The 12,870-nt window shown below is 68.8% G+C and carries 9 protein-coding genes and 1 pseudogene; 1 reads left to right on the forward strand and 9 read right to left on the reverse strand.

Annotated elements, in window-relative coordinates; all coding sequences use genetic code 11:
* Positions 1-344 (forward strand): hypothetical protein (locus ABZ749_RS03420; RefSeq protein ID WP_357222326.1); only part of this gene is annotated, 344 nt, incomplete at its 5' end.
* Between the two features lie 4 nt (positions 345-348).
* Here the strand turns inward: ABZ749_RS03420 and ABZ749_RS03425 are convergent.
* From ABZ749_RS03425 to ABZ749_RS03465, 9 genes and pseudogenes are all read right to left on the reverse strand, one after another.
* Complete coding sequence (locus tag ABZ749_RS03425; protein WP_357222329.1) at positions 349-1,281, reverse strand: alpha/beta hydrolase; 933 nt, start codon at positions 1,279-1,281, stop codon at positions 349-351.
* 143 nt (positions 1,282-1,424) lie between these two features.
* Positions 1,425-2,744, reverse strand: a complete 1,320-nt coding sequence (locus tag ABZ749_RS03430; RefSeq protein WP_357222331.1) for a phosphatase PAP2 family protein — start codon at positions 2,742-2,744, stop codon at positions 1,425-1,427.
* Positions 2,745-2,891: 147 nt separating this feature from the next.
* Entirely contained in the window at positions 2,892-3,683 is a 792-nt protein-coding gene (locus ABZ749_RS03435) for a hypothetical protein (protein WP_357222333.1), read from the reverse strand.
* Between the two features lie 262 nt (positions 3,684-3,945).
* Positions 3,946-6,387: an immune inhibitor A domain-containing protein gene (locus tag ABZ749_RS03440; protein ID WP_357222361.1), complete on the reverse strand. Its 2,442-nt coding sequence runs from the start codon at positions 6,385-6,387 to the stop codon at positions 3,946-3,948.
* 333 nt (positions 6,388-6,720) lie between these two features.
* Complete coding sequence (locus ABZ749_RS03445) at positions 6,721-8,445, reverse strand: immune inhibitor A domain-containing protein (protein WP_357222363.1); 1,725 nt, start codon at positions 8,443-8,445, stop codon at positions 6,721-6,723.
* 21 nt (positions 8,446-8,466) lie between these two features.
* A pseudogene (ctaD, locus tag ABZ749_RS03450) lies at positions 8,467-10,200 on the reverse strand (cytochrome c oxidase subunit I); the annotation flags it as partial.
* A 125-nt stretch (positions 10,201-10,325) separates the two neighbouring features.
* Positions 10,326-11,054, reverse strand: a complete 729-nt coding sequence (locus ABZ749_RS03455; protein ID WP_357222335.1) for an ATP-binding protein — start codon at positions 11,052-11,054, stop codon at positions 10,326-10,328.
* Positions 11,055-11,165: 111 nt separating this feature from the next.
* The gene (locus tag ABZ749_RS03460) at positions 11,166-11,612 is read right to left on the reverse strand and encodes a DUF4383 domain-containing protein (protein WP_357222365.1); all 447 of its coding nucleotides are present in this window, start codon (positions 11,610-11,612) and stop codon (positions 11,166-11,168) included.
* Positions 11,613-11,708: 96 nt separating this feature from the next.
* Positions 11,709-12,848: a glycosyltransferase gene (locus ABZ749_RS03465; protein WP_357222367.1), complete on the reverse strand. Its 1,140-nt coding sequence runs from the start codon at positions 12,846-12,848 to the stop codon at positions 11,709-11,711.
* Positions 12,849-12,870: the final 22 nt, after the last annotated feature.

A 12,870-nucleotide genomic window follows, 5' to 3' on the forward strand; every position in this document is an offset into this window, starting at 1 on the left:
CAGATCAGGACTTACTTGAACTCGGCGGTGGCGAAGCGCTCGTCGGTGAGCGGGCTCGCCTTGACGCCGGTCACGTCCTTGCCGAACACGATCGCGCGGGCCGCTACGTCCGGGTGCTGCCGGCGAGCGAGATCGAGGATCTGGCGTACGTGCGGACCACCTGCACCTGGCAGGGGCAGCCGTTCATAGTGCTCGGCGAGCACGACGCCTGGCTGCGTGTGGAGTACACGGGTGGTCGCTGGCCGGTCGCCGAGGCGATGCGGCTGGAGGTCTTCGACTTCGGCGTCTACCAGGGTTGGGCGCCGGCCGCCGAGGTCACCGACCTGCGGGAGCAGCGGGTCTGACCGGTCAGGTCTTCGCCCATCGCAGGATTTCACCGAGCACCAGTTCCGGCGCCTCCAGGTGCGGGAAGTGCCCCACCCCGTCGAGCAACCTCCACTCGTAGGGGGCGACGACGTACCGGCCGGAACCCAGCGCGGTGCGGGGCAGGGAGGCGGTGTCCAGGGCGCCGTGCAGTTGCAGGGTCGGGGTGGACAGCGGCTTCTGCATCAGGCGGACGAACCGGTAGCCGTGCAGTCGCAGCAGCGAGCGGAACGCCCAGCGGTAACCCTCCAGCGCGCAGAACGCCGCCTGCGGGATGCACATCGCCTCCCGGCACCGCTCGGCGTACGCCTCGAAGTCCGGCCCGGCCACCCACTGTGGGCCGCCCCAGCGGCGCATGATCTCGCCGACGGCCGCGGCGCCGTCGCGGGTCAGGACGTGCTCGTAGCGGGGTAGCTGGAACTTCAACGCCGGGGTGGACGCGGTGAACTGCCCGCGCGGGTCGGCGAAGATGGCGGCGCGCAGTCGCAGCGGATGCGGTGCCCCCAGCACGACGAGCCGGCGGACCAGGGACGGGTGGAACGAGGCCACCGTCCAGGCCACCATGCCACCGAGGCCGCTGCCGACGATCGTCGCGGACCGTTCACCGAGCGCGCGGATCAGTCCGGCAATGTCGGCAGCGAGGGTGTAGCCGTCGTACCCCCGGGGTGGTTTGTCGCTCGCCCCGTAGCCGCGCAGGTCGACGGCGACCGCCCGGAAGCCTGCGTCGGCGATCGCCGGCAGCATCTGGTGCCAGGCCCACCAGTGCTCCGGGAAGCCGTGCAGGAAGAGCACCATCGGCCCGGTGCCGCCCTCGACCACGTGGAACCGGCTGCCGTTGGCGCCGACGAAACGGTGCGTCCACGGCCCCTCGGTGAGGACACGGGACTCGTCGACGGCCCCGCCGCGCTGGTCGGTCATGGCAGACAGCCTAGAACCCGAGGTCGCGGTGACAGTCGCCACGGCCTTGTCGCGACCGCAAAGGTGTGCCGACAGGTACGAGGCTCGAACGCGCGACGATCCCGGATCGGTGAGGTGCTCACCGATCCGGGATCGCTGTCGGTCTACCGCAGGTAGGTGCTGAAGGCCCGGTTGGCCACCTGATCGCCGACGGTCAGTCCGGAGTCAGCGTCCCACTGGTAGTGGACACCGAGCCAGACTCGACTGCGGGCGTTCTCGATCGCAGCCGCGCTGAAACTGGTGAAGGTGCGCGTGACGTTGACCGCCTGGGGATCCTCGGTGGTGGCGGCGAAGGTGAACGCGTCCGTGCCGTAATGGCGCTTCATGATGCCGGCCCACGCCCCGGCGAAGGTCGCGTGCCCGGACACGTACGCAGGGAAGGGCGGGGAGAAGTGGTTGCCGCTTCGATCGGCTGACAGGGGCTCCCAGGAGGGGTTGGGCGTGGTCGCGGCGTTGTTGTCCGTCTCGGGCTCGGCGATCGCGGTGTCCGGGCGCCACAGGTCGATGCTGGTGTTGTATTTGGCGTCCCAGGCTGCGATGGCGGCATCGGCCATCGCCATCGCCACCAGGGCGAACAGTCGCGCGGTGTCGAGAGGACTCTTGGTCGCGACGATCTGGGTGTGCCGGAAGAGTTGACCCGGCGGCTTGTAGGTGCCGTCGAGGTCGTTGGCCCAGAAGTACGCCGCCTGGGTCTGGTCTGCGGTGCGGTCCTCGGTGCTGGCGGTCGCGGAGCCGCGCTTCCTGACCTCGTTCACCTGCTCCGCGTAGGCGCTGCTGCGGAGCATCGTGTCGACGTTGGTGAAACCGCCCGGTAGCGGGGGACGGAACTGCGAGCCCGAGGTGAGGGCGAACGGCGTGACCGCGCCCCAGTTGGGGCTGGCCGCAGCGCCGGAGCCGGTCGGTCGCCACTGGCCGGCGGTGAAGCTCGCGGTGTACGCGGCGTTGTTGGTGGAGCCGTCGTTGGCGCGGGCATTGATCATGTTCTGTGCCGCGCCCTCGCCGACGCTCGTGCTGTACCCCTCAGGTCCAGGGTTGCCGATCGGCGGGTAGGCGCGCGAACCAGCGAAGTCGGTGGAGAAGTCCCGCGTCGGCCAGATGGAGCTGAGGACGGTCACCGCCGCCACGTCCATGTTCCACTGGCGGTCGTAGTTGTAGTTGGGTATTTTCGCGATCCGTGCGATGTACGGAGCGCCGCTGCCGCCGAGCGATACGTGCGCGTCGTACATGGCGAGATGCATCATCGCGCCGGCCCGAGACAACACCGTCGGCGGGCCCCCGACCGCGCGGTAGGTCTTCAGCAGAACGTTGTTCCAGTAGATGACATGGTCGAAGCCCTCCGGGACGGCTTGCGCCGGCCGGGGTGCTGCGGTGATGGTGCCGCCGATGGTGAGTGCGGCTACGAAGAGGGCGACGGTCCGTCGCATTCCGATCCTTCGCAAGTGGATCCTTCCCCGTTGAACATCCGCGCCGGAGGCGCGTCGCCGACAGGATCTCCATCGGCTTGTGTCAATGATCGGGGGCCCCGGGAGGCAGGGACATGGCGAAGTGGCCGCAGTCCGCAAGTTGCAAGATCAGATCCAGCCGCGTTGCGCGGCGGCGACCCCGAGGGTCAGCCTGTTGGACGCACCGAGCCGCTCGGAGAGCAGTTCGAAGTGGCGGCGTACCCAGCGAGGGCTGCGCCCGAGGCTGCGCGCGATGGCCTCGTCCTTCGCGCCGCTCGCGGCCAGTCGGAGAATCTGTGACTGCACCGCCGTCGGGCCGTCGCTCTCGCCGGTCTGCCGTTCGGCCAGTGGTACGGACCGTGACCACAGGCAGTCGAAGTGGTGCGTCATGATCTCCACCAGCGCGGCCGTGCGAAGCAACAAGCCCGACCACCGACCGGCGCCATCCGGGGCGATCAACGCGGTGCGTCCACCGATCACCATCGACGTGGGCACGGATGCCGCCATCCGTACCTGGGTGGTGTCGACGCCGCGTAGGTGGTTCGGCGTGTCGAGTACGCGGTGATCGACGATCGTCGGGTGGCGCCGCGCCGATTCCGGATAGCCCCAGAGAGCGCCACCGCCGGCCGGAGGCGGCACGCCGCGCAGCGACCGGCAGTCGTCGTTCTCGACGGTCAGGCGGTCGGCGAGCCGGACGAACTCGGCCCAGTCGCGGACCGTGTCACGCTCCTCCGCCGGTGACGCCGTCTGCTGCTCCCGCTGTTCAAGCCGGGTGTAGTGCTCGATCAGGCGGTGCTGGGCTTGGACGAGCTCTTGTTGCCCGGCGGCGAGCCGCAACCTCAGTTCGAGGGCGGAGACGGTGGCCAAGCGCACTGTCGGTGCGCCGCCCCCACCCGGATCCAACTCCACGTCACTCGACACGCGAACCACCCCCGTGGTTGTGCCTGCCGTGGCTGGCGCGTGATTCGGTCAGCGCCGAGTCGAGGTGACCCGGGATCCACAGTCAGGCGATACCAATCGTCACGGTCGGTCGATGTGTCGTCAACCGCCCGTACTGGCGTTGACTGTGGTCGATTGATGTGCTCCGAGGCTCGGCGCTGTCGGCCGAGGAGAACCGCCGCCAAAGGGCGACGCCCGGGCAGATGACCTGCCCGGGCGTCGCTGGGTGTTGCTGAATCAGAGGTCAGCTGACCCTGATCTTCATCGAGGTGCCGTTCTGCTCCTTGACCTCGATCTTGACACCGGCCGCGGGGAGCTTGACGCCGTGGTTCGGCAGCTCCTCGTAGAAGTACTTCTTGGTGTCGTTGAACACGGGCTCAGCGGCCTGACCGCGGATGTACTGCGGCTGGCTGTTGAGGTGCAGGGTGAACGAGTCAGCCTTGTTCAGGCTGAACGGAGCGTCGTACACCTGGATGCGGGCGCGCCACGGGGCTCCGGTCAGGTTGTAGATCGGGCGCGGGTGCGCGTCGATGTACAGGTTGCGGCCCTCACCCGGGTGACCACCCGGGTTCGTCACCGGGTCGTACGGCGCGGTGTTGTTGTCGGAGAACCGGGTGTTCCAGTACGAGATGAGCAGGCCCTCCTGGTACGCGTAGTGGTCCACCCAGTCCGGGCGGGTGTTCGCGTAGCCGAAGAAGTACGGGCCCGTCTTCAGGTACTTGTCGTACGAGACGTACGACCGGTTGCCGGCGATGTAGAAGTTGTCGAACAGCCGGGTGTAGGTCGCCCCGACCACCTCGAACTTGGAGAGCGTCCAACCGGCGTCGGTCTCGGCACCGTCGCTGAACACGGTCTGGCCGTCGGCGGTCACGGTGATCGCGTCGCCGAAGAAGCCGCCCTCGGAGACCCCACCGTCGGTGACGTAGTGCAGGCGGACCTGCGCCACCTTGCCGGCGACCGAGGTCAGCGGGATGTTGATGTCCGCCCAGGCGCCCTTGCTGTTGCCGGCCAGGGCCGGGCGACCCGCACCGTCGACGCCGATCGGCTTGCCGCCGACAGTGCCGTCCAGGTCGGCCCAGGTCTGACCGCCGTCCGTCGACGCCTCGAAGTAGAGGTAGTCGTAGCCGGCCTCGATGCTGTACTTGCCCTTGAGCGACAGCGCCGCCGAGGACTTCCCGGTGAGGTCGAACGTCCTCGTCATTCTGCTGTCGAGGTTGTCCTCGTTACCGGAGAAGTACTGCTTGGAGCCCTCGAACGGTGCCCCGTAGTTGAAGGTGTACTCCCGCTGCGGAAGCACGACCACTGCGGCCTGCGCCTTGTCCGAGTTGTACTCCTGCGGGCCGAGTTCCAGCGTGCGCTTCTGACCCGCCACGATGACCTCGTAGTCGAGCCAGCCGAGCTGGAGCTTGTTCCACGCGCCGAGGTCGCCGCCCCGGTCGCCGATGCCGACGTCGTTCTTCGCGCCGAGCCGGCTCTGGGCCATCAGGGTCCAGTGCTCGTTGTTGTTGTCCGCGGGGCCGTAGTCGTCCGGCAGGCCCAGGTCGTGGCCGTACTCGTGGTAGAAGACGCTGCGGCCGCCGTTTTCCGGCTGGATCGTGTAGTCGCGGATCCAGACGCCGGTGTTGCCGATCTGGGTGCCGCCGATCGGGAAGTTCGGCGGGCCCACGGGCGAGCTGTTGAACGCCGACCAACGGTGGCTCCAGATCGCGTCCTCACCCTGCTGCGGGTCACCGTCGGCCTGGTCGCCGCCGGAGTGGACGATCTGGAAGTGGTCGATGTAGCCGTCCGACTCGTTGAAGTCGCCGTCACCGTCGTAGTCGAAGCGGTCCCACTGGTCGAAGGACTTCATCTCGGTGGCGATCTGCGCGTCCGTACGGCCCTTGGCCTTCTGGTCGGCGACCCACTGGTTGGCGGCGTCGGCGATCAGATTCCAGGTGTTCGCGCAGACGTTGTCGTTGCAGACGGCCGGGTCGTTGGCCGGGACGTCCAAGTCGTCCGCGATCGGGTCGTCGGAGCGACCGTAACGGGCCTCGTTGTACCGGACCTTGACCCAGTCGGTCACCTCACCGTCGACGGTGTAGCGACCCGAGGACTGCGCCTCGTAGTACTGCTTGAGCGACTCGTCGCCCGGGTTGGTGCCGAAGTAGAGCTGGCGGAAGTGGTCCGGGCTGAAGTCCGGCTGCCAGATGGTGGAGTTGTCCACGGCCCGGTTGGGCTCGGGGATCTTGTTGTGCAGCGGCCCCTCGAACGTCGCCGGTCCGGCGATGTCCGGGTTCATGTCCTTGTCCGGGTAGGACGGGTGCCGCTCGTCACCGAACTCGGCCAGGATCACGAAGATCTTGTCGGTCCGCTCACGCTTGAGCTCGACGTACTGGTCCTTCGTCGCCTGAGCGCCAGCGGCGGAGCGTGCGTTGCCGTTGGTGGCCGTCTTGCCGACCTGGCCGACCTTGACGACAGTGCTGCCGTTGCGCTCGATCGGCTTGCTGCGCCCGCTCAGCACGTCGGCGAGACCCTGCTCACGCAGCTCGCGGCGCTTGTCCTCGAGCTTGTCGGGGAGTTCATCCTTCAGCGCTTGTGGTTCGGCAGCGGCCGGTGCCGCTGCCGGCAGTTTGGGCTGCGGGGCGGCCGAGGCGGACGGGCCGAACGCCAGGCCTGTCGCCGTCAGTGAGAGCCCGAGCAGACCCACTGCGACTTTGCGCACGTGGTACCTCCGGTGTGAGGGAACCGGCCCAACGGGGGTACGGGCCGGTGGGAGATCGATCCCACTAGTGGGACCATTGGTGAACATAGTTACTGGCGGGACAGGTGGGAAGACGAACGCGTCGATTTGTTGCAAGATTTTGTTGGGAATGCTTTTCACCGTCACACCCCGCCGGTTCATCAGCCACGCTGAGCAGCGCGGGTGCGGCCGCGACCGTATACAACGACATTTCTCTATCAATCTGACCGTACGCAGGACAGTGGGGCCGGCAGCGTCTCCGCCACCGGCCCCACAGTCAGTTGTCGAGCAGTGAAACAGTTACTTCTTTGCCGGGGTCACGTAGATCTGGGCCGACGAGTTGTCCCCGGCAGCCTTCTTGATCGTCAGCGAGACGCCGTAGTTCACGCCGGCGTCGCCCGGGTTTCCGGTGCCCAGCACGATCGCGCCACCGCCCAGGGTCACGCCGTAGAACTCCGGCGCAGGGCTGCCGTCCGGGTTGGTGACCCGGGTGGTGTACGGCGCGTTGTTACGCGACGGCAGGACCACCGACGCGTCGTTGTCGCGGGCGTAGGCAGCACCGTCGCGCATCTCGATGCCCGGGTACCAGCCCTTGGCGTCGGTGAACGCCTTCACCGGCGGCAGCCCCTTGAACTTCGTGCAGTACGCGCTGTACGGCTCGTCGGCCGCCTCCAGGCACTCGGTGAACGGGTACGTCCGGTTCAGCGTGAACGCCGCGTTCGACGACTGCGGGCGGCTGGGCAGGTTGTCGGTCACCGACGGGTCCTTCACCGCCGCCTCACCGGTACGGCGCAGCGGGTCGAAGTGCGAGTCGACGATGAGCAGGCCGCCCTTCGCGCCGTAGCTGGGCAGCGCGGTCATCTGCCCGGTGACGTGGTTGACGTCGCCGAGCGCGGTGTCCCGGTACCAGACCAGCATGCCCGGAGCGTTGTAGGAGATCCGGTCGACCTTCCACGCCTCGTGCGAGTAGATGGTGTCGTAGGCGTACTGCAGGCCCTTGTCGAAGCCGTCGAAGTTACGCCACTCCGCCAGGTAGTACTGGGCGTGCACCTCGGTGCCGCTGGAGACCTTCCAGCCCGCGCCGGTGGTGTCGACGAAGGTGCCGCCGGTGGCCGTCCAGCCGTTGGCGCCGCCCTCGACGTCGTCACTCCAGGTGGTGGCGCCGCCGCCGGTGACCGAGAAGTCGTCGACGAACCAGTTGCGCTCCTCGAACGCCTCGTCGGTGGCCAGACGCAGCCGCACCTGAACCGTCGTCCCGGCGTACGCCGACAGGTCGACGTAGTCGTGCCGCCAGCCGTCGGTGCTGCCGGTGAGGCCGTACTTCTTGCCGCCGAAGTCGTTCATCCGGCCGTTCGGGTCCGGGTAGCCGTCCGGCGTGGTGACCACCGTGCCGCCCTCGTCGTACACCTTCTGCTCGGTCCAGGTCGTACCGCCGTCGGTGGAGAGCTCGACGAAGCCGTAGTCCCAGTCCTCCTCGATGATGTAGTTGTTCCACATCCAGAACTTCGAGTCGGCGGCTGCCGGCACGTCGACCGAGCGGCTCAGCTTGACGTCCGCCCACTCCTGGTCGTTGTTGCTGTGCCACATCTTGGTGCCGCTGTGCGGGGTCGCCAGCGTCGTCACCTTGTCCGGCAGGTCGACCTTGATGCCGTCCTCGGAGTCGATCGGGGTGCGCGACGTCTGGCCGAGCTTGACCTCACGCGGGTTCGATCCGGGGCGGATGGTCAGCGGGTCGGCCCAACCGAGCACCCACTTGTCCCAGATGCCCATGTGCGTCGGCAGCGCCTGGAAGATCTCACCGGAGTGCGAGCCCGAGGCCATCAGGTCCCAGAAGTCCACGTCGGAGTCGGCGTTGCCGGACGTGTCGTAGAGGTCCGGCAGACCCAGGTCGTGGCCGAACTCGTGGGCGAAGACACCGACGCCGGCGTCTTCCGGCTGCACGATGTAGTTCGACGCCTTCAGGTTGGTGCCCGGGATGGTGTAGCCACCGGCGACCGTGGAGGACTCCGGGGCGTGGTGCTCCAGCCGGAACTCCTCGGCGAACTGCTGCGGCGGCTTGGTGGTGCGCTGCGGCAGGTCGCGTCCCAGATCGGCGACGAGCGGACCGTACTTCAGGTCGAAGGCGGGGCGCTCGGAACGGATCCGGGGCATCCGGTCGAAGTTGCGCAGCGGCGGCGGGCAACTCGTGGCCCACTCGAGGGAGTTGCCGAAGCCCCACGGGTCGTCCACCGTCACCACCGCCCCGTACCGCCAGGACTTCCAGGCGTTGTAGATGAAGAAGAGGGTGGACAGGCCGAGGATGAACGCGAAGATGCTGGAGATCGTGTTCAGGACGGTGAAGCCGTCGGTGGGCAGGTAGTCGGCGTACCGGCGCGGCATGCCCTCGGCGCCCAGCCAGTGGTGCACCAGGAAGGTGCCGTGGAAGCCGATGAACATGGTCCAGAAGTGCGCCTTGCCGAGCCGCTCGTCGAGCAGTCGTCCGGTCATCTTCGGCCACCAGAAGTAGTAGCCGCCGAACAGGGCGAAGACCACGGTGCCGAACACCACGTAGTGGAAGTGCGCCACCACGAAGTAGCTGTCGTGGGTGTGCCAGTCGACCGGCGGGCTGGCCAGCAGGACGCCGGTGAGGCCGCCGAGCAGGAAGGTGACCAGGAAGCCGATGGCGAACAGCATCGGCGTCTCGAAGGTGAGCTGGCCCTTCCACATGGTGCCGATCCAGTTGAAGAACTTCACACCGGTGGGCACCGCGATCAGGTAGCTCAGGATGCTGAAGAACGGCAGCAGCACCTGACCGGTGGCGAACATGTGGTGCGCCCAGACCGTCATCGACAGCACGGTGATGGCGATGGTGGCCAGCACGATCCCCGTGTAACCGAAGAGCGGCTTGCGAGAGAAGACCGGAATGATCTCGGTGATGATGCCGAAGAACGGCAACGCGATGATGTAGACCTCGGGATGGCCGAAGAACCAGAACAGGTGCTGCCAGAGCATCGGGCCGCCGGTGGCGGGGTCGTACACGTGCGCGTTGAGCAACCGGTCGGCCGAGAGCGCGAGCAGCGCGGCGGCCAGCAGCGGGAAGACGAGGATCACCAGCACGCTGGTGAACAGCATGTTCCAGGTGAAGATCGGCATCCGGAACATGGTCATGCCGGGCGCGCGCAGGGTGAGGATCGTGGTGATCAGGTTGACCGCGCCGAGGATGGTGCCGAGCCCGGAGACGACCAGGCCGAGCACCCACATGTTCGCCCCTACGCCGGGGCTGTGGTCCACGTCGCTGAGCGGGCTGTACGCGGTCCAGCCGAAGTCCGCCGAACCCCCCGGGGTGATGAACCCTCCGATCACCATGAGGCCGCCGAAGAGGTACAGCCAGTAGGCGAGCGCGTTGAGGCGGGGGAACGACACGTCCGGCGCGCCGATCTGGATCGGCACGATGTAGTTCGCGAACCCGAACGCCGCGGGTGTGGCGAACAGCAGCAGCATCACCGCGCCGTGCGAGGTGAAGAGCTGGTTGTACTGCTCGGAGGAGAGGAACTGCATCCCGGGGCGGGCCAACTCGGCCCGCATCACCATGGCCTGAAGCCCCGCCACCAGGAAGAACCCGAAGGAGGTCAGCAGATACAGCAGGCCGATCTGCTTGTGGTCGGTCGTTGCGAGGAACTTGATCAGGGAGTTTCCGGGGACCGGTGCCCGTACCGCTCCAGGAAACCCCCCGAAACGGGCCGGTGCCAGGATCGCCGGGCCCCGATCGCGACCGGGTTCCGTGGTTACCCGCTTGGGCATGGCTGCTCACCCCGTCGTGACGGCAGAAAGGACGGGCGTGCCTACCCGACCCTCGCACCATGTAACCAGGCCAGAGCGGTAAATTCGGTCAGAACGCTGGTACCGGGCGCAAGCGCCTCGAACGCTCAGGTTGCCGGCAGCATCGCCCAGACGGCCTTGCCCTGACCGGCCGGCACGCTGCCCCACCGCTGGGTCAGCTCCCGGACCAGCATCAACCCACGCCCACCCTCGGCGTGCAGGTCCGTCCCACCCGCACGGGCCTCGGCGCTGCTGCCGTCCACCACCGCCAGGTGCAGATACGGCCGGCGCAGGGTCACCGTCACCTGCATCGGCGTGCCGGCGTGACGCACCACGTTGCCGACCAGCTCGCTGAGCACCAACGCGGCCGGGCCGGACGCGTCGGGCAGGTTCCACCGCGCGCACGCCTCGGTGACCAGCTCCCGGGCCCGCCGGCAGGCCCCGGCCACCGGCTCCAGCCGGGCCCGCATCCGCAGCGTGGACGTCGTTCCGGCCAACCGGGTCGCCTCCGCGCAGTCCGCGGAGACCGGAAGCACCCGGCAGGCGGTCGACTCGGCCAGCCATCGGGCGGCGATCGGCGACGGGGAGCAGAGCAGCACCGGCACCGCCGGCCACTCCTCGGCCCGGCGGGCTGTCGCGGCGAACACCGACAGCGCCAACCGGTCCTCCACGCGCACCCCGGCCATGTCGACCACCAGCGCCTCCGGCTGGTCGACCAACGCGTCGCTGAGCGCCCGGTGCACCGAGCGCATCGTGCCCAGGTGCAGGGGGCCGGTGAGCCGGACGACCGCCACCGGCGCGGTGGTACGCACCTCGCAGGTGATCCCGCTCGACATCGGCGCCTCAATTCGCTGCTCTGGGTCGGGATCTGCCAACTACCCGAGGCCGGTCCCGATCAAACCGGACCGACAGCGGGGCGAGGCAGGTCACGTCGCCGCGACCCCAGGTCAGCGACGAGGCCGGCCGGTCAGGACGCCCAGGGTGATCATGCCGACGCCGAGCCCCAGATGCAGCCAGCCGTCGGCGTCGTTGACCGGCAGCACGTTCGCCCCGGTGTCGTGGTCCACCGCCAGCCCGTAGAGCCAGAGCACCAGATAGACCGCGCCGCCGCCGATCAGGAACGCCCGAGCACCGGTGACCGTCCGGGCCAGCAGCAGACCCACCACCCCGTACGCCAGGTGCACCAGGTTGTGCAGCACCGACACCTGGAAGACGCCGAACAGGTACGCGCCCGAGTCGTGGCCGGCGAAGCGCAGAGCGTCCATGCCGGTGGTGATCCCCGGCACGAAGCCGAGCACGCCGACCAGCAGGAACAGCACGCCCACCGTCGCCGCCGCGCGACGGACCGGCGGTTTGCCGTCGGCCGGGTTGGGTCGGGCCCGGGAGTGCGCCATCGGTCCGACCATTCCCGGCTCCTCGTCGCGCGGCGGGCATGAGCGCTGCCGGCTACCCGCTGGCGCGGCCGGCAAACCGGCTGGCACCGCCACCGGTCAGGCCGGCAGCAACCTCGGGGCGCTCGCCGACTGCCGGACCCGCTCGTACAGCTCGACGTAACGCTGCGCCATCACCGCAGGCGTGAAGCGCTGCGCGGCCACCCGCCGGCACTCGTCGGGGTCGAGCAACTCCGCGGCGAGGACGAGGTCAGCCAACTCCTCCTCGTCGGCGGTGAGCAGCCCGGTACGACCGTGCTCGATCAGCTCCGGCAGGCAACCCCGGGAGGTGGCCACCACCGGCGTACCCAGGGCGAGCGACTCGACGACAGCAGTGCCGCCCGGCTCCTCCCACCGCAGCGGGAACAGCGACGCGCGGGCGCTGGCGAGCAGGTCGTCGCGCTCCTGGCCGGCCACGGTGCCGACCCAGCGGACCAGGTCACCGTCGACGTGCGGTGCCACCTCGTCGAGGAAGAACCGTACGTCCGGGTTCTGCCGGGCCCCGTCGCCGGCAGCGGCCAGGTCGGCTGGCCGGTGGTACGGGCCGACGGGGCCGGCCAGCACCAGCGGAATACCGACCCGGTGCGCGAGGCGGGCACCCACGTCCTGCCCCTTGCCCGGGTTGATCCGGCCCAGGATGAGCAGGTGCTCGCCCTTGTCCGGTCGGGGCCGCCGGTCGGCGTCGACGGCGAGCGGCGTGGACAGGTGCACGTGCCCCACCGAGTGCTCCCGCAGCGCCAGCGGGGCGCGGGCCAGCTGCGACGCGGAGACGCCGTTGACCCGGACCCGGTCGCCGCCGTCCAGGCTGCCGTAGAGCGCCGGGTGCTTGGCCAGGTCCCAGTGCAGGGTGTGCAGGGTCGGCGGCCCGGACGGCCCCATCGCGGCGAGGGTGGCCAGCCCGACCGCCTCGACGTGGTCGTGCACCAGGTCGATGTCGTCGCGGGAGTGCAGCTCCCGTACCACCCCGGCCAGGTGCGCCTGGGCGATTCCGCAGACCTGGTTGTACGGCCGCTGCAACGCGGCGAACTGCCCGTCGGCGAAGACCGAGACCTGCTCGTCCACCGGCAGGGTGCTGCTGCCCACCGAGGCGAGCACCACCCGTACGCCCAGTCGCCGCAGCTCCGGCACCAGCGTGGCGATGACGTTCTCGATGCCGCCGTAACCCGGTGGCGGCACCGACAGCCACGGCCCGGCGTTCATCAGCACGGTGAGGCTGCTGGCG

Origin of the sequence: Micromonospora sp. NPDC047753 (assembly GCF_040642735.1) — a bacterium.
GTDB lineage: Bacteria > Actinomycetota > Actinomycetes > Mycobacteriales > Micromonosporaceae > Micromonospora.

Bases quoted from the DNA above. Each gene is read 5' to 3' on its own strand.
- ABZ749_RS03425 (WP_357222329.1), bottom strand. From the start codon at position 1,281: ATGACCGACCAGCGCGGCGGGGCCGTCGACGAGTCCCGTGTCCTCACC.
- ABZ749_RS03430 (WP_357222331.1), bottom strand. From the start codon at position 2,744: ATGCGACGGACCGTCGCCCTCTTCGTAGCCGCACTCACCATCGGCGGC.
- ABZ749_RS03455 (WP_357222335.1), bottom strand. From the start codon at position 11,054: ATGTCGAGCGGGATCACCTGCGAGGTGCGTACCACCGCGCCGGTGGCG.
- ABZ749_RS03460 (WP_357222365.1), bottom strand. From the start codon at position 11,612: ATGGCGCACTCCCGGGCCCGACCCAACCCGGCCGACGGCAAACCGCCG.
- ABZ749_RS03465 (WP_357222367.1), bottom strand. From the start codon at position 12,848: ATGAACGCCGGGCCGTGGCTGTCGGTGCCGCCACCGGGTTACGGCGGC.